19 protein-coding genes are annotated in these 19,384 nt (G+C 65.2%); 8 read left to right on the top strand and 11 right to left on the bottom strand.

Annotated elements, in window-relative coordinates:
* Positions 1 to 83: 83 nt before the first annotated feature.
* Positions 84 to 1,133, bottom strand: a complete 1,050-nt coding sequence (locus tag CXQ81_RS15465; protein WP_101337708.1) for an ABC transporter substrate-binding protein — start codon at positions 1,131 to 1,133, stop codon at positions 84 to 86.
* Positions 1,134 to 1,339: 206 nt separating this feature from the next.
* On the opposite strand from CXQ81_RS15465, the gene CXQ81_RS15460 reads away from it, so the two are divergent.
* The 3 genes from CXQ81_RS15460 to CXQ81_RS15450 all read left to right on the top strand — a co-directional run bounded on the left by CXQ81_RS15460 (position 1,340) and on the right by CXQ81_RS15450 (position 5,385).
* A complete protein-coding gene (locus CXQ81_RS15460) occupies positions 1,340 to 3,301 on the top strand; it encodes an FAD-dependent oxidoreductase (RefSeq protein ID WP_101337707.1) in 1,962 nt (653 codons plus the stop codon).
* Positions 3,302 to 3,371: 70 nt separating this feature from the next.
* Positions 3,372 to 3,989: a cupin domain-containing protein gene (locus tag CXQ81_RS15455; RefSeq protein WP_007931910.1), complete on the top strand. Its 618-nt coding sequence runs from the start codon at positions 3,372 to 3,374 to the stop codon at positions 3,987 to 3,989.
* Between the two features lie 271 nt (positions 3,990 to 4,260).
* Positions 4,261 to 5,385 (top strand): endonuclease/exonuclease/phosphatase family protein, encoded by a 1,125-nt coding sequence (locus CXQ81_RS15450; protein ID WP_101337706.1) that lies wholly within the window; start codon positions 4,261 to 4,263, stop codon positions 5,383 to 5,385.
* A 45-nt stretch (positions 5,386 to 5,430) separates the two neighbouring features.
* Here CXQ81_RS15450 and CXQ81_RS15445 read toward each other — a convergent pair whose 3' ends face one another.
* Positions 5,431 to 6,129 carry an alpha/beta hydrolase gene (locus CXQ81_RS15445; RefSeq protein WP_101337705.1) on the bottom strand — a complete coding sequence of 233 codons (699 nt, stop codon included), beginning with the start codon at positions 6,127 to 6,129 and terminating at the stop codon, positions 5,431 to 5,433.
* A gap of 171 nt (positions 6,130 to 6,300) precedes the next feature.
* Between CXQ81_RS15445 and CXQ81_RS15440 the strand changes: the two genes are divergently transcribed.
* The gene (locus CXQ81_RS15440) at positions 6,301 to 7,242 is read left to right on the top strand and encodes an AraC family transcriptional regulator (RefSeq protein WP_101337704.1); all 942 of its coding nucleotides are present in this window, start codon (positions 6,301 to 6,303) and stop codon (positions 7,240 to 7,242) included.
* Between the two features lie 32 nt (positions 7,243 to 7,274).
* Here the strand turns inward: CXQ81_RS15440 and CXQ81_RS15435 are convergent, their stop codons facing one another.
* Positions 7,275 to 8,477: a PrpF domain-containing protein gene (locus tag CXQ81_RS15435; protein ID WP_101337703.1), complete on the bottom strand. Its 1,203-nt coding sequence runs from the start codon at positions 8,475 to 8,477 to the stop codon at positions 7,275 to 7,277.
* A gap of 233 nt (positions 8,478 to 8,710) precedes the next feature.
* Between CXQ81_RS15435 and CXQ81_RS15430 the strand changes: the two genes are divergently transcribed.
* The 3 genes from CXQ81_RS15430 to CXQ81_RS15420 all read left to right on the top strand — a co-directional run bounded on the left by CXQ81_RS15430 (position 8,711) and on the right by CXQ81_RS15420 (position 10,676).
* Positions 8,711 to 9,064, top strand: a complete 354-nt coding sequence (locus tag CXQ81_RS15430) for a DUF3302 domain-containing protein (protein ID WP_101337702.1) — start codon at positions 8,711 to 8,713, stop codon at positions 9,062 to 9,064.
* A gap of 3 nt (positions 9,065 to 9,067) precedes the next feature.
* Entirely contained in the window at positions 9,068 to 10,027 is a 960-nt protein-coding gene (locus CXQ81_RS15425) for an HlyD family secretion protein (protein WP_007931928.1), read from the top strand.
* A gap of 166 nt (positions 10,028 to 10,193) precedes the next feature.
* Complete coding sequence (locus CXQ81_RS15420) at positions 10,194 to 10,676, top strand: GNAT family N-acetyltransferase (RefSeq protein ID WP_101339423.1); 483 nt, start codon at positions 10,194 to 10,196, stop codon at positions 10,674 to 10,676.
* A 92-nt stretch (positions 10,677 to 10,768) separates the two neighbouring features.
* On the opposite strand, the gene CXQ81_RS15415 is transcribed toward CXQ81_RS15420, so the two are convergent.
* The 7 genes from CXQ81_RS15415 to CXQ81_RS15385 form a co-directional block, all read right to left on the bottom strand.
* Positions 10,769 to 11,230, bottom strand: coding sequence for a GNAT family N-acetyltransferase (locus CXQ81_RS15415; RefSeq protein ID WP_101337701.1), 462 nt, complete (start codon positions 11,228 to 11,230; stop codon positions 10,769 to 10,771).
* Positions 11,231 to 11,382: 152 nt separating this feature from the next.
* A complete protein-coding gene (locus CXQ81_RS15410) occupies positions 11,383 to 12,003 on the bottom strand; it encodes a LysE family translocator (RefSeq protein ID WP_101337700.1) in 621 nt (206 codons plus the stop codon).
* A gap of 137 nt (positions 12,004 to 12,140) precedes the next feature.
* Complete coding sequence (locus CXQ81_RS15405) at positions 12,141 to 12,761, bottom strand: LysE family translocator (RefSeq protein ID WP_101337699.1); 621 nt, start codon at positions 12,759 to 12,761, stop codon at positions 12,141 to 12,143.
* 119 nt (positions 12,762 to 12,880) lie between these two features.
* A complete protein-coding gene (locus tag CXQ81_RS15400; protein WP_101337698.1) occupies positions 12,881 to 15,133 on the bottom strand; it encodes a xanthine dehydrogenase family protein molybdopterin-binding subunit in 2,253 nt (750 codons plus the stop codon).
* Positions 15,130 to 16,125: a xanthine dehydrogenase family protein subunit M gene (locus CXQ81_RS15395; RefSeq protein ID WP_101337697.1), complete on the bottom strand. Its 996-nt coding sequence runs from the start codon at positions 16,123 to 16,125 to the stop codon at positions 15,130 to 15,132. The genes CXQ81_RS15400 and CXQ81_RS15395 overlap by 4 nt, the downstream gene beginning before the upstream one ends.
* Before the next feature lie 4 nt (positions 16,126 to 16,129).
* Complete coding sequence (locus CXQ81_RS15390) at positions 16,130 to 16,780, bottom strand: 2Fe-2S iron-sulfur cluster-binding protein (RefSeq protein WP_101337696.1); 651 nt, start codon at positions 16,778 to 16,780, stop codon at positions 16,130 to 16,132.
* Between the two features lie 67 nt (positions 16,781 to 16,847).
* A complete protein-coding gene (locus CXQ81_RS15385; protein ID WP_101337695.1) occupies positions 16,848 to 17,762 on the bottom strand; it encodes a helix-turn-helix domain-containing protein in 915 nt (304 codons plus the stop codon).
* Between the two features lie 172 nt (positions 17,763 to 17,934).
* On the opposite strand from CXQ81_RS15385, the gene CXQ81_RS15380 reads away from it, so the two are divergent.
* The gene (locus CXQ81_RS15380; RefSeq protein WP_101339422.1) at positions 17,935 to 18,963 is read left to right on the top strand and encodes a sterol desaturase family protein; all 1,029 of its coding nucleotides are present in this window, start codon (positions 17,935 to 17,937) and stop codon (positions 18,961 to 18,963) included.
* Between the two features lie 12 nt (positions 18,964 to 18,975).
* Here CXQ81_RS15380 and CXQ81_RS15375 read toward each other — a convergent pair whose 3' ends face one another.
* Positions 18,976 to 19,368, bottom strand: a complete 393-nt coding sequence (locus CXQ81_RS15375) for a GFA family protein (RefSeq protein ID WP_101337694.1) — start codon at positions 19,366 to 19,368, stop codon at positions 18,976 to 18,978.
* Between the last annotated feature and the right edge of the window lie 16 nt (positions 19,369 to 19,384).

Raw genomic sequence — 19,384 nt, 5'->3', positions numbered from 1 at the left:
GCAATCGATGGGGGCGGCGCTGAACGACTGTACAGCAAGAACCTTCGCCGCCTCCAGCGCTGGCCACGATGGGCCCCGGGTGTTTACTTGCTGGCCCAGGCGTTGAAACGCTCTTCGAGTTCCTCGCCATGATCGACCCAGAACCCCACGTCCATCGCCAGCGCGCCCTTGAGGTTCTGCGGGGCGGTGGGCACCCATCGCGACAGGTCGGGAGCGAGCCGGGCGGCGGCCTCGGTGTTGGTCGGCCCATAGGGAATCTGCTCGACATACTTGAGCTGGGCCTCGGGCCGGTTGGCAAAGGCGATGAAACGCTTGGCCTGGTCGGCATGCCTGGAGCCCTTGATGATCGCCCAGTAATCCATACCGTACAGGCTGCCGGGCCAGACCAGCCCCAGATGGCTGCCGGCCTGGGCCGCCTGCGCGACGCGGCCGCTGTAGGTCGAGGTCATCACCACATCGCCGGCCGCCAGCCACTGGGCCGGTTGCGCCCCGGCCTCCCACCACTGGATATGGGGCTTGAGCTGGTCGAGCTTGGCGAAGGCGCGATCGACACCCTGCGGCGTATTCAGTTGCGCATACACGTCTTCGACTTTCACCCCGTCCGCCAGCAGCGCGAACTCCAGGTTGTACACCGCGCGCTTGCGCAGGCCGCGCTTGCCGGGAAACTTCGTCACGTCCCAGAAGTCCGCCCACGACGCCGGCCCCTTGGCCAGTTTGTCCGTGTCATAGGCGATGGCCACGCTCCATACCAGGGCCGCCGAACCGCAGGCTTGCGCCGCGTCGGCAATCAGCTGGTCGGCGCGCCCCAGGACCTTCCAGTCCAATGGCTCGTACATACCCTCCTCACAACCGCGCATCAGGTCCGGACCTTCGATCTGCACCAGGTCCCAATCGACATTGCCGGTGTCGACCATGACCTTGATCCGGGCCATCTCGCCGTTGTACTCGCTCTGGATCAACCGGCTCTGGTCAATGGCGCTGAACGGCTGGAAGAACGCCACATCCTGGGCCTTTTGCCCGGCGCCGCCGTAACCGACCACCACCATTTCCGGCGCCGCCTGGGCGCAGTCCAGGCCTGCAACCAGGGACAGCAACAAAGGGGAGAAAACGTGCTTGAGCGTATTGGATTTCATCGCGGGTTCCTCGTGCAGGTACCACGTGAGCAAGGTGCCGACGCAGCCCATTTTTATTGTTGTGAGGTTCGCCCCAGGGGTGGGCGCAGGTCGAAGCTACTGCAACGGCAAGTAAAAAAACAAGTTGATTTTTTACTAAGGGTAAATTTCTATAGGGCAAAACAATAACGCCGAACCTCTTGGCCGCGGCCCGCTGGAGCACCTGCATGTCGATCTCAAGCCCTGCTTTCGCCCATCTTTTCGAGCCATTGCAGCTACGTGGCAAGCGTCTGAAGAACCGCATCATGTCCAGTGGTCACGACACCTCGATGCCCACCGACAACCTTGTCAATGAACAGCTGATCGCCTATCACCGGGCACGGGCCGAAGGCGGCGTCGGGCTGATCGTGCTGCAGGTGGCCGGGGTCCACGACAGTGCGCGCTACACCTCCCATGTGCTGATGGCCACCGACGACGCCTGCATCGACGGCTATCGGCAGCTCGCACAGACCTGTCACGCCCACGGCACCCTGGTGCTGTCGCAGATCTTTCACCCCGGGCGGGAAATCATGGAGTCCAGCGACGGCCTGCTGGCGGTCGCCTATGCCCCTTCGGCGGTGCCCAACGAACGCTTCAGAGTCATGCCCCGAGCCCTGGACCAGGGCATGATCGACGAGATAGTCGGCGGTTACGCCGCGGCTGCGCGCCGCCTGCACCAGGCCGGGCTGGATGGCGTGGAAGTGGTCGCCAGCCACGGTTACTTGCCGGCGCAATTCCTCAACCCGCGGGTCAACCGGCGCAGCGACGGGTACAACGGTGACCTGCAGCAGCGCCTGCGCTTTCTGCGCGAGGTCATCACGGCGGTGCGGGCCAGTACCGACGAACAGTTCATCATCGGCCTGCGCATCAGCGCCGACGAGCGCGACCCCGAGGGCCTGACCGAGGACGAGTCCCTGGCGGCCGTACAGGCCATGCAAGCGCAACTGGACTATGTGCATATCGTCGCGGGCACCTCGGCGTCCCTCGGCGGCGCCGTGCACATCGTGCCGCCGATGGCCATCGAGGCGGCCTACCTGGCCCGGGAAGCCGGGACCTTCAAGGCCAGCCTGAAGATTCCGTTGTTCGTCACCGGACGCATCAACCAGCCCCAGGAAGCCGAACTGATCCTCGCCCGCGGCCAGGCGGATGTCTGCGGCATGACCCGCGCACTGATCTGCGATCCGCAGATGCCGAACAAGAGCGAGGCCGGGCGCGCCGAAGACGTGCGCGCCTGTATCGCCTGCAACCAGGCGTGCATCGGGCACTTTCACAAGGGGCTGCCGATCTCCTGTATCCAGCACCCGGAAACCGGGCGCGAACTGCTGTTCGGCGCCATGCAGCCCACCGTCAGGCCGCGCCGGGTGATGATCGCCGGCGGCGGCCCGGCCGGGATGAAAGCCGCGGCGGTGGCCGCGCAGCGTGGGCATGAGGTGACCCTGTATGAGGCCAGCGCACAATTGGGCGGCCAGGTGTTGCTCGCGCAACTGCTGCCGCGCCGCAGCGAGTTCGGCGGCGCCAGCACCAACCTGCAGCGGGAGATGGAGCTGGCTGGCGTGCGCGTGGTGCGCAACACCCGCGTCGACCGCGCCCTGGTGGAGCGCGAACGGCCGGACGTGGTGATCATCGCCACCGGGGCCGAGCCTTATTGGCCGGCCTTCGAGCGCGGCGGTGAATTACAGGTGGTGGATGCCTGGCAGGTGCTGCGCGATGAGGTGCCGCTCGGGCGCTCGGTGGTGGTGGTCGACTGGCGCTGCGACTGGATCGGCCCCGGCATCGCCGAACGCCTGACGCGCGCCGGGCATCAGGTGCAGTTGGCGGTCAACGGCACCCACTGCGGGGAAAACCTGCCGCTCTACGTGCGCGATCAACTGGCGGGGGAACTGCATCGGCTGGGCATCGCCATCACGCCCTATGCCCGGCTCTACGGTTGCGACGACAACACCGTCTACCTGCAACACACCGCCAGCGGCGAACCGATGTTGCTGGAGAACGTCGATACCCTGGTGCTCTGCCAGGGCCATCAGCCGCTGGACAGCCTGGCCAGCGAGCTGCAAGGGCTGGTGGAATTCCAGCGCATCGGCGACTGCCTGGCGCCGCGCACCGCCGAGGAAGCGATTTATGAAGGATTGAAAGTCGCCTGGCAGCTTTGAGCCTGTTTATACTCCGAGGCCTTCAGGCGGGCGCGGCGACGCGCCCACCCTTCCCGGTTCGGAACACGCCATGAGCAACAGCAGCACGACGCCGCCTGCCAGCAGCGCGCCCACGCCAGCGAGCGGTGCGGCAGCGCCACACTTTCTCGGCACGCGGATTCGCGGCCTGCGCAAGCGCCGCGGTATGACCCTGGCCACCCTGGCCCGGATGAGCGAACTGACGGCCGGCTATATCAGCCAGCTGGAACGCAACCTGGCCTACCCGTCCATTCCCGCGCTGTTCAATATCGCCCGCAGCCTGGGCGTGACCATCCAGTGGTTCTTCGCCAGCGAAGCCAGCACCGCGCCTGAAGACAGCGGCTACGTCGTACGCAAGAACAGCCGCCTGAGCGTGCATTACGAAGACGGCATCGTCGACCAGTTGCTGAGCCCGCAGCCCAACCGCCAGCTGGAAATCCTCCACTCGCGCTTTCCGCCCGGCACCTACAGCCAGCAAAGCTACAGCCATGAGGGGGAAGAAGCCGGTTATCTGCTGTCCGGGAGCTTCGAGCTGTGGGTCGGCGAGCGCTACTTCCAGCTCAACGAAGGCGACAGCTTCAGCTTCTCCAGCCAGGAACCCCACCGTTATGGCAATCCCGGCGAGGTCGACGCGCTGGTGATCTGGGTGATTACCCCGCCGACCTTCTAGGCCCCAGCCTTTACCCTTTGGCGCCAAACCCGTCATGGAAACGGACTTCGCCCCAAGGGCTGCTTCCGTCAAAGGGCAATGCCTGAAAATATTCGGCCGGCACACCCGGCAGCAGCAACCCGTCCCGGGCCCTGAAGCCGAAGCGGCCGTAATAGCCGGGGCCGCCCGGCGCCACTTACCCCTCGGTGCCCAAACCCGGCCTGTCGGCATTCGGTCATTTTTATCGGTTGTAATGCGCATTGACGTCCGCCCCACGCAAAGGAAGAGCCCGATGAGACTCGCGTCCTACAACGTTGAAAACCTGTTCAACCGCGCCAAGGCCATGAACCTGGAAGGCTGGGCCGAGGGCAAGCCGGTGCTGGAGCGTTTCGCCAGGCTCAACCAGCTGCTGGGCGAGCCCATCTACACCGACCAGGACAAGGCGCAGATGGTCAAGCTGCTGACCGAGCTGGGCCTGAGCAAGTCGGACCAGGGTCCGTTTGTGATCCTGCGGCAGAACCGCGGCAGCCTGGTCAAGCGGCCCAAGGCCGGCGGCCTGGAGATTGTCGCCAACGGCCGCACCGAGTGGGTCGGTTCGCTGGAGCTGATCGAGGCCCCGGTGGACCTGGAAGCCATGCGCAATACCGCGCGGGTGATGATCGACCTGCAAGCCGATGTGCTGGCGGTGGTCGAGGCGGAAAGCCGCCCGGCCCTGCGCGACTTCAACACGGAAATCATCGGCGCCCTGGGCGGCCCGCTGTACCGGCATGTGATGCTGATCGACGGCAACGATACGCGGGGCATCGATGTCGGCCTGATGACCGCCGCGGGCTACCCCATCGGCCAGCTGCGCAGCCATGTCGACGACACCGCGGCCAACGGCGAGCTGATCTTTTCCCGCGATTGCGCGCAATTCCATATCCCGCTGCCTTCTGGAAAACAGAAGGACAAGCAACTGATCGTGCTGGTCAACCACCTCAAGAGCAAAGGTTTCGGCGGCCTTGCGGCCTCGGCGAAAAAACGCCTGGCCCAGGCCGAGCGGATCCAGCTCATCTACCAGGCGCTGGTGGCCCAGGGCGAGGCCTATATCGCGGTGGTCGGCGACTTCAACGACACCCCGGACAGCGCGCCGCTGGAGCCCTTGCTCAAGGGCACCGATCTCAAGGATGCCTTTGTCCATCCGGCCTTCGATGACGGCGGCTACCCCGGCACCTTCGACACCTGCAAGGCGGCGAACAAGATCGACTACCTGCTGCTCTCCCCGGCGCTGTTCGCCACCGTCACCGCCGGCGGTGTCTGGCGCAAGGGCATGTGGCCGGGCAGCCAGCCCAAGCGCTGGGACGTCTACCCGCAGCTGGACAAGAAGGAAAACGCCGGCTCGGATCACGCGGCGGTGTGGGTCGACCTGGATCTGTGAGCCGAACAGGCCCCGCTCTTGAGCGGGGCCTGAGGCGCGGCCTGGTCAGCCCTTGACGGTGGCGCTGGCGGCCTCGTGGATAAAGGCCGCGACCTCCGCCGCCCGCGAGGCCAACGAGGCATGGGAACTGGCCAGGGTGAGGGTCTTTTGTGGGTTGAGCCGGGCCGCCATCATTTGCTGGTTGCGCGGATGGATCATGCGGTCGTCGCTGGAGATCTGGTACCAGGACGGTTTTTTCTTCCAGGCCGGCGCACTGATGGTATCGCCGAAGGTGCTGGCCAGCGGCGCCTTCTGGGTCACCGCCATGACCAGCGCTTCGTCGGCGCCCAGGTCCTGGCAAAAACTCTCATGGAAGGCCTGCGGCTTGAGCCACAGATAGCCATCGCTGTCGGGCTCGAGGTTGGCCGCCGCCGCGGGCAGGTGCTGCTGGGTGATCGAGCCCGGGCTTTCCCCGGCATCCGGGGCGAAGGCGGCGATATACACCAGCCCGACCACGTTGGGCTGGTCACCCACTTCGGTAATCACCGCGCCGCCGTAGGAATGCCCCACCAGCAACACCGGGCCATCGACCTGGGCAATCATCTTGCGGGTGCGCTCGACGTCATCGGCCAGCGACGTCAAGGGCATCTCCACCGCGCGGATCGCACTGTAACCCTTGCGCGCCAGCTCGATGATCACCTTGCGCCAATGGGCCGCATCGCCCCAAAAACCGTGCACCAACACAATCGTAGGCTGACCACTCATGAGCTTGAATCCTCTGTCTGGATAAAGACCGCTCGCCGATGGCGGCGGTACTGCCGGGCCCTGGGCATTGCGGGGCAGGTCGCTCGTCAAGTGACAGGCAGGAGACGCCCTCCCCCGTGCTGGCTTATGCTCGGGCACGCTCATTATCGAAGGGGACGGTGCCGACCGACCATGACCGAAAAGCCGAAGACTGTGCAGAGACACCTGCCCCCAGCCGTCCCGCCAGCCGACCTCCGGCACCCGGCCGCCGATGTGTTTTTCGAAGTGTTCAGCCTGGCGCGGATGCATGGCGAGCTGCTGGGCGAGACGCTGCTGCAACCCGGCCAGCTGCTGCAGCGAGCGGCGGGCGGCGCCTGCTTCCATGTGATCCAGGACGCCGGCTGCCAGCTCAGGCTCGACGGCAATAACCAAACCACCAGCCTGATGCCCGGGGACATCCTGTTCGTGCCCCACGGCCAGGCTCATCAACTGCACAGCGCTGCGGATGCCAGCCCGGACCTGCCAGCGCGCATCACCAGCGGAGTCTTCCGGTTCGAGGGCGGGTGCGGCCAGGCCTTGAGCCAGGGTTTGCCCGGGGTGCTGCAAGTCAGCTGCCAGGGCGAGGATCCGAGCGACCTGATCGGCTCCCGTGAATGGCTGTCGCTGACGGTGGCGGCGATGCAAAAGGAAGTGCGCAACCCGTCGATCGGCAGCAGCATCATGCTGTCGCGGATCATCGACCTGATGTTCATCTGGGCCGTGCGCCATTGGCTGGCCCACGCCCCGCAAGGCATCAGCGGCTGGATCGCCGCCCTGCGCGACCCGCTGGTCGGCCAGGCGCTGGCGCTGCTGCACGCCGAACCGGGCGCGGCGTGGAGCGTCGAGCGCCTGGCCGGCCTGGTCAACCAGTCGCGCTCCAACCTGGCGCAACGCTTCACCCGCCTGGTGGGCCAATCGCCGATGCGTTACCTGATGCACTGGCGCATGCAACTGGCCAGTCAGCGCTTGCAGACCTCCAGCCTGCGCATTTCACGGATCGCCGAACAGCTGGGTTATGAATCCGAAGCCGCCTTCAGCCGGGCCTTTCGCCGCGAGTTCGGGGTCGCCCCCAGCGAATATCGCTCACGGGGTTGAGCGGATTTGCTGCCACCTTTCCGGTCCGGGGTTCAGCCGCGCCCTTGCAACGCCTCGAACAACGCCGCCGAAGCGTTGTACAACGGCACCCGGCCCTTGAGCAGGATCTGCGCGCTGCGCCGGTAGGCGGCCGCGTCGATACGCATCGAGCCACCCTCCTCGCGCGCGGTGATCAAGGTGTCCAGCACCCCCGCCGGGTTTTCGATCGACACCGGGTATTCCGCCGTGGTGGTGCCCAGGGGTTTGGGCGTCTTGAGCAGTTCATGGGCCACGGTGCCTGGCGCCAGGCAGGCGGCAGCCAGGCAGCAGCCACCGGAGACGGCCAATGAAGGATGGGCGTTTTGCGGGGTGAAATACCGGGTGTTGATATCGCCCGCGCCCTGGGCCGGGCTGACGATGCAGATCTTCGGCAGGGTTTCGCTGCGTTGCAGCTCCTCGGCGCTCATCAAGGCGCCGCCGCGGTTGCGCAGTTGCATGCGCAAGCCGCCCTCGACCATCAAGCCAATCAACCGGGCCTTGAAGTCGGCATCGGCGTCCAGCTGTGCCGGGGTTTCCAGGCCGATCTTGCCCAGGTCCGCGGCCTGGACGATGACCATTGGCACCGCCACGTCGAGGCAGGTGGCGCGCACGCCATTGAGCAGGTCGATGCGTTGCCCGGTGGGAAACAGCTGGCCGGTCTTGGCTCCCACCGGGTCGCTGAGAAACAGGTCGACCCCGGGGAACACGCCATTGACCCCGGGAATGCGCGTATCGCTCAGCAGGCGACCGTCGCGGAACGCCAGGCGCGCGAGCATGGTGGTCTGGGTATTGCTATTGAAGATCTCGATCTGCGCGCTGTCCTCGTCCGCGCTCAGCCAGCCACGCTCCAGGGCGTACAGAGGCAAGGCCGCCGACATGTTGCCGCAGTTGACGCTCCAGTCGATCGCGCTTTTACCCGCCGCCAACTGCGCCAGGGTGCTGACCATCCGCGCCTCGCCAGGCTGGCGCTCGGCGATGAACACCTTGTTGCTGGTGGGCCCGCCACGGCCCAGGCCGGTGATCTGGTTATTGCCCGGCAGCTCGCCGCTCAACGGCACCCCCATCAGGTGGCGCAACAGCTCTTCGACCAGCAACGGGTCCTCGGGCAGGGTTTCGCGAGCCAGGATCACACCGGTGGAGGTACCACCGCGCGCATGCCAGACAGGGAATTCAACGATGCCGGCGCGGATTTCGGGAAGGTCCAGTTCAAAAGGCATGATCGGGCTCGCAGTGATGGACGACAGGCAGCGATCATAAACCGCGGCCTGGGCGAGCGCAGCTTTCCAGGTCCAGGGCCGTGCGCGCCCTGCAGGGCAGCCAGGCAGATGAACGAACTTGAACTAGTATGGATTGCGTAAGGCCCGCGCCATCGGGCTGTCCCATGGCCGTGGCTGACCAAGGTGCTTCATAAGCGGTTGCGTGCGAGCTGAAGGCTTCCGGGAGGCGAATCATGCTCGATCAGATTGCGCTGGGCATGCTTGTCTTCGCCGGAATAACCCTGTTCTACGGAATCATCGTTCTGCACGACATTCCCTACGAAATTGCCGTCCATCGGAACCATCCACATCAGGACGCCATTCACGCGGCAGGCTGGGTCAGTCTGTTCACGCTCCATGCCCTGTGGCCGTTCCTGTGGATCTGGGCCATGTTGTACCGCGAGGACCGGGGCTGGGGTTTCGCGACCGACAAGGCGCGGATGCAGGCCGAAAGAGATCTGGCCCAAGAACTGGCCGAGCTGCGACAGCGGATCGAGCGACTGGAAGGACAATCCCGGACCGGGCCCCGTCCGGAAGGGAAGCTGTGACCCATGGACCTGCTACTGATCCTGACCTACACCGCCATCTGCGTGGCCATCTTCAAGATCTTTCGTATCCCGCTGAACAAATGGACGGTGCCCACCGCCGTGCTGGGCGGCGTGGTCTTGATCGGCGCGCTGATTTTCCTGATGAACTACAACCACCCCTATTCGGAAGTGGCGCGCTCCTACTTCGTCTCGGTGCCCGTGATCCCGGTCGTTACCGGCCGGGTGATCGAGGTGCCGGTCCAGGGCAACACGCCGCTGGAGCCGGGCGACGTGCTGTTTCGCATCGACCCCGAGCCTTTCGAGAACCGCCTCAAGTCGCTCAAGGCCCAGCAGACAGCGGCGCGGGGCGACCTGTACCGGATCAACGAGTTGATCAGGCGCAACTTCGGCACCCGCCGCGAGCAGGAAGCCGCGATTGCCCGGGTCGACGACCTGCAGGCTCAGATTGACAATGCCCAGTTCGAGCTGGACAGCACCGTGGTCCGCGCCCCGAGCAAAGGCTTCGTCACCCATGTGTCGCTGCGCCCGGGAATGATGGCGAGCAAGCTGCCGCTGCGCCCGTCGATGGTGTTCATTCCCGACGAGGGCCATTACTTCTCTGCCTGGATGCGCCAGAACAGCCTGCTGCGCCTGGTCCCGGGGGACGAGGCGGAAGTGGCGTTCGACGGTATCCCCGGCCGCGTCTTCAAGGGCCGGGTGAAGAATGTCATCACGGTGATCGGCGAAGGACAGGTCCAGCCGTCCGGCACCCTGCTGAGCTACACCGGCTCACCGCCGCCGGGGCGGGTGCCAGTGGTCATTGAAATCACCGACCCGGACTACCTGCCCTACGCCAGGCTCATGCCCGGTGGCGCCTATGGCCAGGCGGCGCTCTATAGCCAGCACTTCCACCATGTGGCGATCATGCGCAAGATCCTCCTGCGCATGTCGGCCTGGATGAACTACATCTTTCCGTTCCATTGATGAGATGGGATCGGGCCTGATGCTTGGTGCGTTGCAAGTCCGGCTTGATTTCACTACCGGTCGAGTGGCTGCTTTCGCCTGTTGGCCTCGACAGAAAAAGCGGGTGGGCCGCTTGTTTCCCTTCTCTCTATACTGGCTTCCCTGAATGACAGTCAGAGCGCAAATGATGCCCGCCACAGCCGATAAAAATTCCCAGGTCATTTTGGTCTTGGCTCAACAAAGCGACTTGGACAATCTTGTAGCCATTCGAATCGAGGCCATGCGCGAAAGCCTGGAGCGGGTTGGGCGATTTGATCCAGTGCGCGCACGCGAACGCTTTCTTAGCGGGTTTGAGGCACGCAATACACGCTACATCGAGGTATCTGGAGAGAGGGTTGGTTTTGTCGTGGTCAAGCACCGGGACAATGAACTCTTGCTCGACCACTTGTATGTGAGACCGAGCGCGCAGGGATCAGGAATAGGCTCTGCTGTTCTCGCCCAGATTTTCAAAGAGGCGGATGTGTCTGGGCTCCCTATTAGAGTGGGTGCCCTCAAAGGCAGCGCTTCGAATCGTTTTTATACCCGCCATGGTTTCCACTTCATCGAAAGCGCTGAATTCGATAATTACTATGTTCGTCAGTGCATTCCGACGATGGGCCTATCGCGCTGATGTCCCCTGCTGCAAGGCTGTGCAAGCCTGCAAAACCTTCACTCTTCGCCGTTGACCGGCTACGCCACCCCATCTGCCCTCCAATGACCTGGTTATGTGGCATCGGCCAATGACTTTGCGTGCGTAGCAAAATCATCCTGTACCTGCTGGAACCCGCAGCGCAGGTAAAACGCGGCTCCCTGTGGTGTATCCGTGGATAGGCGCACCACACAAAATCGCTGAGCCGCGTGTTCCAAAAGCCGCTGCACCAGGGCTTTGCCCGCATTCCGGCCCCTTGCTGCACGCGCAACGTATACCCTCCGTAGCCTGCCGATATCCGGCCCGGCATAGGGGTCACGAGTAAGGCCACCGATGGCAATCAGTTGCCCGCTGCGGAAGGCGCCCAACAGGCACTCACCCGGTTGATCGAACCGATTCGAACCGTTCTGCCACTCTGCGACCAAGCGCGTAAGAAACCTGAAACCGTCCGCAACTGCCTCCGCTTCCAGTACCAGGACTTGCGGAGAAAGCGCTGAGATCTGGCGTATCGCCAGTTCGTCCGTTGACATAACCATTCGATATCCTTGTGTGAGTGGGTATCAGCCAGAAGCCGCCAGTCACGGCGACTGGCAAGCGAACGCCGAAAATGCGGCTTCGCTAGCCCTTTTCGCCTTGACTGCCGATATTCGTCGCCATCACGGACATGACCACCGAACGGCCTCAAAACCTACCGTTTACTGAAGGCAAGACGAGCCGCGAACAGCACGAAAATCATGCCAGTGGCGCGATCCATCCAGGTAATCACCTTCTCCCTGCGCAACATTTTGGCCAGCGGCTGGGTCGCGCCAATCAGGATGATCGACCAGAGCAATCCGATGGCGACGTGAATGCCGACAAGGCCAAACGTCCAGGTAATCAATGGCTGGCCTTGCGGAATGAATTGGGGGAGGAAAGAGACGTAGAAAATACCGATCTTGGGGTTCAGGACATTGCCCATCATCCCCTTGAAGAACCAGTTCGTCGTTGTATTGTCAGTGCCGCCGGCAGGGGACAATGATTGGCGGGGCCGCAACAGCATGTTGAGCCCGAGCCAAGCAAGATAGGCCGCACCGCAGTATTTCAAGACATTGAACGCCAGCTCTGACACGGCAATCAGTGCCCCCAGTCCAAAAGCCACGGCTGCGCCCCACGACAGGCAGCCCGCACTGATGCCCAGGGCCGCGCGTAAAGCCTGCTGCTTTCCTTCCACAGTGGCCGTTCGCAATACCAGGGCGGTGTCCAGGCCGGGCGTCAGGGTCAACAGTGTCGCGGCAAACGTGAAGGCAATAAGGTTGTCGAGGAAAGGCATAGGTGAGTCTCAGCCAGAGGTAGGCGAAAGATTATCCTTGAAAGGCGGCCGATTGAAATTCATGCCGACGCGCATCCCTTCCTGCACCTGGCCCATCAGCCCCTGACTACAAACCGCCCTATTCCCGCCGGCCAAAACTAAGCCCGCCGCGCCAACAGCAACACCGAAGCCGCCGCCGACAACAACGCCGCGCAGCAGCGGTTGAAGAGCTTCTTGCCCCGTGGCTCGGCGAACCAGCGGCGCAGGTGCAGGCCCATGTAGGCGTAGGCGCTGATGGCGATCCATTCCAGGGCCAGGAACAGTGCGCCGAGCACCAGGAATTGGGCGGGAACCGGGGCTTGCGGGTCGACGAACTGCGGCAGGAAGGCGGTGAAAATAAGGATGGCTTTCGGATTGCCGATAGCAATCAGGAATTCCTGCCGGGCCAAGGCCAGCAGGCCCAGTGGCGCGGCCTTGTTCTCGGCTTCGACCTGGGTATCCGCCGTCCACAGCTGGTACGCCAGGTACAGCAGGTAGCCAGCCCCCAGAATCTTGATCCCGTGAAACAGCAGCTCCGAAGCTTGCAGCACCACCGCCAGCCCGGTCGCCGCCAGGGCGATCATCAGGGCAAAGGCCGCCAGCCGCCCTACTCCCGCCAGGCAGGAGACGCGAAAGCCATAGGTAGTGGCATTGCGGATCGACAGCAGGTTGTTCGGCCCAGGCGCCATGTTCAGGGCGAAACAGGCCGGGAGGAAGAGCATCAGGGTGGCAAGGTTCATGGAGGTGTCCGTCGGCTGATGGCTTGAGTTCCACACCCGCCAACCGGGCGGTTGCGGGCCCACAAGCCTCGCCCAATCCAGGGCATGCCGTCGAGAATTTTTGTCGATGCAGGCTGCGCCTACTCCTCCAGGGCCGCAAGCCCGGGCAGCAGCTTGTCCAGGGTCAGCGGAAACTCACGCACCCGGATGCCAGTGGCGTTGTAGACGGCATTGGCTACAGCCGCCCCGGCCCCGCACACACCCAGCTCGCCAAGGCCCTTGATGCCCAGGGCGTTGGCCCTGGGATCGGGCTCTTCGAGAAACAGCACATCCATCGCCGCGATATCGCCATTGACCGGCACCAGGTACTCGGCCAGGTCGTGGTTGACGAAATGGCCGTGGCGGGTGTCCAGCAGGGTCTGCTCCATCAGGGCCGCACCGACGCCCCAGGCCATGCCGCCGAGGATCTGCGAGCGCGCGGTCTTGGGGTTGAGGATGCGCCCGGCGCCGATCACCGCGAGCATGCGCCGCAGGCGGACTTCGCCGGTGTCGATGTCCACCGCGACTTCGACGAAGTGCGCGCCGTTGGAATGCTGGGAAAACTGCTTGTAGTCCTCCCCCATCGGCCCGACGCTGCCTTCGGCCTGCAACCCCGTGGGAGCCACTCGCAGCAGCAGATCGCTGAGGCGCTCCGAGCGCTCGCCGGTGCTGATACGGCCGTCGGCGAAGCGTACCGGCGCCTGGTTGTAAGGCGCGCCGGCGGCCTGGATGATCCGCTGCTTCAGGGCCTGGCAGGCGGCCTCCACCGCCGAGCCGGAACTGGCCGCTCCCCAGGAGCCGCCGGAGCCCGAAGTCTGCGGGAAGCGGCTGTCTCCCAGTTGCACCTGCACCGCCGACATTGGCACCCCCAGGCTGTGGGCGGCGACCTGGGTCAGGATGGTGTAGGTGCCGGTGCCGATATCGGTCATGTCCAGGCGCACCAGCACCCGACCTGTCGGACCCAGGCTCACCTGGGCCCTGGACAACCCCAGGTAATTGGGCCGGATCGACGCGGCCATGCCCATGCCGATCAACTTGCGGCCCTCGCGCACGCTGCCGGGCTTAGGCTTGCGGCGGCTCCAGCCGAAGCGTTCGGCACCGGTGCGCATGCAGGCCAGCAGGTTGCGCGAGGCAAACGGCACGCCGAGTTCGGGGTCCAACTCCGGCTCATTGCGCACCCGCAGTTCGATGGGGTCCAGGCCCAGGCGTTCGGCCAGCTCGTCCATGGCGCTCTCGAAGGCGAGCATGCCCGGCGCTTCGCCCGGCGAGCGCATCCACTCGCCGCGATTGAGATCCACCGGCACCAGCCGATGGCGCGTCAGGCGATTCGGCGCGGCATACAGCGAGCGGGCAAACACCGCGGTCTGCTCGCAGAACTCTTCGAAACGCGAAGTGCTCGACCAGACGTCGTGCCCCAGGGCCGTCAGCTTGCCGCTGCTGTCCACCGCCAGCCTTACCCGGTGCTGCATGGCCGGGCGATAACCGGCGTTGGCGAACATCTGCTGGCGGGTCAGGGCCACCTTCACCGGGCGCTTGAGTACCCGGGCGGCCAACGCCGCCAGCACCGCGTCGGGATGGATGATCAGCTTGGCGCCGAAGCCCCCGCCTATGTAAGGGCTGACGATACGCACGCGCTCGGGCGCGATGCCCAGGGTGTTGGCCAGGCCGCTACGGAAGTTCGCCAGGGTTTGCGCCGAGGTGTAGAGGGTCAGCTCGTCCCCGGACCAGGCGGCGATAGAGGCATGGGGCTCCATTGGCACGTGGCTTTGGTACGGGGTGCTGTAGGTGCTGTCGAGCTTGACCGGCGCATTGGCGAACCCCGATTCAAAATCGCCGATGGCACTGTCGGTCTGGAAGCCGGCGTTGGTCCGCGGCGGGATGTAGGCCTGGGCCAGGCGGGAAGCAAGGTCGAAGTCGCCCTGCTCCGACGAGTAGCGCACGCGAATCAGCCGAGCCGCCGCGCGCGCGGCCTCGAAGGTCGAGGCCACCACCAGCGCCACCGGTTCGTCGTAGTAGCGCACAGCGTCGCTCGCCAACACCGGCCGGGCCCGGGTGAACACCTCGCCCGTGGTCGGCGTCACCGCCGGGCCGAATGCCGCCTGGGCCGGTGCGTTGCGATGGGTCATGACATAGAGCACGCCCGGCGTGCGTTCGGCCTCGCGGGTGTCGATCGCGCTGATGCGGCCCCGGGAGATGGTCGCGCCGAGGATGTAGCCATAGGCGGTGTCGCCCATTTCCCGCTGCTCGTAGGCGTAGGTCGCGCGGCCGGTGACCTTCAGTCGGCCGTCGACCCGGTCCAGCGGTTGGCCGATGGGGCCGTTGGCGGCGGATGGGGTGGGTCCTGATGTGCTCATGCCAATGCTCGCTCTTGAGTCGCACTGGCCAGCATCTGGCGCAGGGTGCGTTTGGCCAGGGGGATCTTGAAATCGTTGCCGCCCTGCCCGCGCGCGCCGGCCAGGGCGGCCTCGGCGGCGCGCTGGTAAACCGCCATATCGGATGGCTGGCCGAGCAACACCTGCTCCGCTGCTGTGGCCCGCCAGGGTTTGGGGGCGACGCCGCCGAGGGCCACGCGGACCGTGCGCACCTGCCCCGCGCGGACTTCGAGCACCAGCGCCACGGAGACCAAAGCGAAGGCATAGGAAGCGCGATCCCGCACCTTACGATACAGCTGCCGTCCCGGGAGTGGCGGCGGCAACGTGATGGCCTCGATCATCTCGCCATGGGCCAGTCGGGTTTCGAGCTCGGGCGTGGTCCCGGGCAAGCGGTATAGCTCATCCAGGGCCAGGGAGCGGCGCTGGCCGTCGGGCAGGAGGGTCTCCACCCGCGCCTCCAGGGCGACCATGGCCACCGCCATGTCCGAGGGATGCGCCGCAATACACAACTCGCTGGCGCCGAGAATCGCGTGCATGCGGTTGTGCCCCTGCAAGGCCGAACAACCGCTGCCAGGCTCGCGCTTGTTGCAGGCCATGCCCGGGTCGTAGAAGTACGGGCAGCGCGTGCGTTGCAACAGGTTGCCGGCGGTCGAGGCCTTGTTGCGGATCTGCCCCGACGCACCTGCCAGCAGCGCCTGGGACAGCAGCGGGTAGCGCTCGCGGACCCGGCTGTCGGCGGCCAGGTCGCTGTTGCACACCTGGGCGCCGATACGCAGGCCACCCTCGGCGCTGTCCTCGATCGCGGCCAGGGGCAAGCGGCTGATATCGATCAGGTGGCTGGGCCGCTCGATGCCCAGCTTCATCAGGTCGATCAGGTTGGTGCCACCGGCGATAAAGCGCGCCCCTGGCTGCGCGGCCATCAGGCTGACCGCCTGCTGCACATCGCTCGCACGCGCATAGCTGAAAGGCATCATCGGTTCAGGCCTCCTCGGCGGCGTCGCGGATGGCGGCGACGATATTCGGATAGGCCGCGCAGCGGCACAGATTGCCGCTCATGCGTTCACGGATCTCGCTGTCGCTCAGGCCGGCGGGCGGGCCTGTCAGGTCGTCGGTGACATGGCTCGGCCAGCCGGCGCGCACTTCCTGGAGCATGCCGACCGCCGAGCAGATCTGCCCCGGCGTGCAGTAGCCGCACTGGAAGGCGTCGCGGGCGATAAAGGCGGCTTGCAGGGGGTGTAGCAGATCGCCATTGGCCAGCCCCTCGATGGTGGTGATTTCGTCGCCGTCATGCATCACCGCCAGGCTCAGGCAGGCGTTGATCCGGCGGCCATTCACCAGCACCGTGCAGGCGCCGCACTGGCCGTGGTCGCAGCCCTTCTTCGAGCCGGTCATGCCCAGTTGATGACGCAGCGCGTCGAGCAAGGTGGTGCGTGGGTCGAGGTCCAGCAACTGGTCGCTGGCATTGATGCGTAGGGTGATCGCCTGGGACGGCAATGGGCGGGCGGGGCTGGGCGGCGTCGGGGCGGGTTGGGCCAGCGCGCCGCTGCCCCCCACCCAGAGCAGGCTGGCGGCGGCCCCGGCTTGCAGCAGCGCGCGGCGCGACGGACGCGGTGAATCCAGGTCTTGCATGGTGCTCTCCTGAAATGAACGGCTGGACGCGAGTATCGCCAAGGGCGCGGCGCCGTTCTTTCAGGTATCAGGACGAGCTTGTCAGGATTCTGGACGCCTGCTGGCGGTAGCTGTTCGGGGTGGTCCCGATGATCCGCCGGAAGGTCGAGGTGAAGTGGCTCTGGCTGGAGAACCCCAGCTCCAGCGCCATAGCGCTGATCGGCATGCTGCCGGCCCGCAGCAGGCTTTCGGCGCGGCGCACCCGGCGCTCGATCACATAGGCATAGGGCGCCATGCCGGTTTCGGCCTTGAAATGCCGGGCGAAGGTGTCCACGGGCATGCCGGCGATCCGCGCCAGTTCGGTCAGCGAGATGCTGCCTTCGATTCGTGCATCGACGTAGTCGCTCAAGCGCTTGAGCAGTTGAGGCCCCAGGCGTCCGCTGCCAGCGCTACCGGTATCGACCCGGCCCAGGCGCAGCCCCACCAGCGCCACCAGATGCTCTATGTAGCTGGCTTCCGGGACATGCCCGCCGGCCATCTCGGCGCTGAGGGCGGCGAGCAGCGAATGGATCACCCCATCGCCGCTGTTGATGCGCATGGGCAATTCAGCCAGCCGCGGGCAGCCGGGAAAATCCAGGGCAGTGTCGATCCACAGGGCGGTATAGATCAGGTCGGCATCGCGAAAATAGCCCTGGCGCTCGACGCCGGCCGGCACGAAGCTGATCGACCCGGGGCGGTCGCAGCCTTCGTAGGTGAGCGTTGAACTGCTGCGGATATGAGTCTTTGCCGTTGCCCCGCGCTCCGTGAGGATCACCACGTGCTGCGGCGCCGTCCAGCTGAGCTCGGCTTCGCGGCAGGCCCAGCGACGATGATCGATGGTCACCAGGCCGTCGAACAGCGACGCCGACTGCAGGACCGCGCCCTCGGCGCCGCGCGCGCGGATGCAGCCCGCGCCCACCCGAGGTTGCAGCAACAGGTTTGCGGATTCCCGTAACAGGGTCATGAGCCAGGCACCTCTGGAATACAGCGAACGGCCAGCGTACTCCAACAGTCGCGGCCAGTTCCAGGCGGATGGCGCGCGGGGCACCTTGCCTGCTTGTCGCGCCACCCTGCCCGGCCAAACCGAACTGATTTACAATGCCATTCTTTTTTTCTGGCTCAGAGGCTGGCGATTCGTGGATGCCCTGTCGCTTGTCTACAAGCACCTGACCGAGTGGGTAATCGCCCCTGTCACCGCGCAATTTCTCGGCATTTTCAATCTGAACGGCCGGCTCGGGGTCCTGTTCCTGTGCGTGTCCTACGGCGTCGCCTATGGCCTGTTCCGTTTCCGAAAGCGCCGCGGCCTGAGCCACGCCCGCTCGTTCTGGCAATTCCTCGGCGGCGGCCGGGTGCACCTGCATCCCTCGGCGCTGCTGGATTACCGCTACTACTTCGTGCGCGCCATCCTCAAGGTTGCGCTGGTGTTGCCCATCGTCCATCTGGTCGACCCTTACATCCTGCGCTCCGGGGACTACCTGGCCTTTTTCAGCAACCTCTGGGGCGAGCGCCCGCGCCTGGGCCAGAACCTGGGGCTGGCGCTGCTCTACGGGCTGGGGGTGTTCCTGCTCAAGGACTTCCTCCATTACTGGGCGCACCGGGCGTTTCACTCGCGCTGGCTGTGGGCCTTCCACAAGGTCCATCACTCGGCGCCGGTGCTGGTGCCGGCAACGGCGAGCCGGGTGCACTTCGTGGAAAAGATCGTCGAGAAGCTGAGCATCAGCCTCGGCCTGGGCCTCTACGCCGGCTGCTTCTGGTATGCCTGCGGCGGCGAGATCGGCCGCTACACCCTGTTCGGCGTGACCTACCTGATATTCATCTTCAACAGCCTGGCGGCCAACCTGCGGCACAGCCATGTCTGGCTGTCGTTCGGCCCGCGGCTGGAGCATGTGTTGAACAGCCCGGCCCAGCACCAGATCCATCACAGCGACGCGCCCCGCCACTTCAACCGCAACTTCGGCACCAACCTGTCCCTCTGGGACTGGATGTTCGGCACGCTCTACGTCACCTCCTCGACACCCGAGCCGCTACGCTTCGGCACCGGCGAGCGGGACCACCGGCGTTACCTGACGGTCTACAGCCTGATCGTCACGCCCTTCGTCGACACCGCCCGCAAGCTCCTGGCGAAACGCCCGCGCGGGGTGGCGCCCGAGACGCCCTGGTCATAGCCGGGGCGACAGCTATTGCTCGAAGCGACTGCTGGCATCGCGGTCGCGCTCGTAGCGCCTGGCGAGTGGAAACGCCGGCAACCAGGACTCGCGACGAATAGTCCAGCTTTCATAGGTGGGCTTGAGTTGGTCGGGGGCATCCAGGGCACCCAGGTTCACTTCGATTTCGTCGGCGCTGCGGGCGAACACCGACGAGCCGCAGTGCGGGCAGAAATACCGCCCGGCGTAGTCGCGGGTTTCGCCCTCGACGGTCACCGCGTCCTCGGGGAAGATCGCCGAGGCATGGAACAGCGCGCCATGGTGCTTGCGGCAGTCGAAGCAGTGGCACAAACCGACCCGGTATGGCGGCCCCGACGCCACGAGCCGCACCTTGCCGCACAGGCAACCGCCGGTGAATCGTTGCATGCCGTACCTCCTCTTG

This window comes from Pseudomonas sp. 09C 129 (assembly GCF_002843625.1).
GTDB lineage: Bacteria > Pseudomonadota > Gammaproteobacteria > Pseudomonadales > Pseudomonadaceae > Aquipseudomonas > Aquipseudomonas chlororaphis.
The sequence above is the reverse complement of the archived record's forward strand: the minus strand, read 5'-3'. Positions and strand labels throughout refer to the sequence as shown.

Coding starts and splice junctions, on each gene's coding strand:
- CXQ81_RS15465 (WP_101337708.1), bottom strand. CDS start 1,133: ATGAAATCCAATACGCTCAAGCACGTTTTCTCCCCTTTGTTGCTGTCC.
- CXQ81_RS15460 (WP_101337707.1), top strand. CDS start 1,340: ATGTCGATCTCAAGCCCTGCTTTCGCCCATCTTTTCGAGCCATTGCAG.
- CXQ81_RS15455 (WP_007931910.1), top strand. CDS start 3,372: ATGAGCAACAGCAGCACGACGCCGCCTGCCAGCAGCGCGCCCACGCCA.
- CXQ81_RS15450 (WP_101337706.1), top strand. CDS start 4,261: ATGAGACTCGCGTCCTACAACGTTGAAAACCTGTTCAACCGCGCCAAG.
- CXQ81_RS15445 (WP_101337705.1), bottom strand. CDS start 6,129: ATGAGTGGTCAGCCTACGATTGTGTTGGTGCACGGTTTTTGGGGCGAT.
- CXQ81_RS15440 (WP_101337704.1), top strand. CDS start 6,301: ATGACCGAAAAGCCGAAGACTGTGCAGAGACACCTGCCCCCAGCCGTC.
- CXQ81_RS15435 (WP_101337703.1), bottom strand. CDS start 8,477: ATGCCTTTTGAACTGGACCTTCCCGAAATCCGCGCCGGCATCGTTGAA.
- CXQ81_RS15430 (WP_101337702.1), top strand. CDS start 8,711: ATGCTCGATCAGATTGCGCTGGGCATGCTTGTCTTCGCCGGAATAACC.
- CXQ81_RS15425 (WP_007931928.1), top strand. CDS start 9,068: ATGGACCTGCTACTGATCCTGACCTACACCGCCATCTGCGTGGCCATC.
- CXQ81_RS15420 (WP_101339423.1), top strand. CDS start 10,194: ATGCCCGCCACAGCCGATAAAAATTCCCAGGTCATTTTGGTCTTGGCT.
- CXQ81_RS15415 (WP_101337701.1), bottom strand. CDS start 11,230: ATGGTTATGTCAACGGACGAACTGGCGATACGCCAGATCTCAGCGCTT.
- CXQ81_RS15410 (WP_101337700.1), bottom strand. CDS start 12,003: ATGCCTTTCCTCGACAACCTTATTGCCTTCACGTTTGCCGCGACACTG.
- CXQ81_RS15405 (WP_101337699.1), bottom strand. CDS start 12,761: ATGAACCTTGCCACCCTGATGCTCTTCCTCCCGGCCTGTTTCGCCCTG.
- CXQ81_RS15400 (WP_101337698.1), bottom strand. CDS start 15,133: ATGAGCACATCAGGACCCACCCCATCCGCCGCCAACGGCCCCATCGGC.
- CXQ81_RS15395 (WP_101337697.1), bottom strand. CDS start 16,125: ATGATGCCTTTCAGCTATGCGCGTGCGAGCGATGTGCAGCAGGCGGTC.
- CXQ81_RS15390 (WP_101337696.1), bottom strand. CDS start 16,780: ATGCAAGACCTGGATTCACCGCGTCCGTCGCGCCGCGCGCTGCTGCAA.
- CXQ81_RS15385 (WP_101337695.1), bottom strand. CDS start 17,762: ATGACCCTGTTACGGGAATCCGCAAACCTGTTGCTGCAACCTCGGGTG.
- CXQ81_RS15375 (WP_101337694.1), bottom strand. CDS start 19,368: ATGCAACGATTCACCGGCGGTTGCCTGTGCGGCAAGGTGCGGCTCGTG.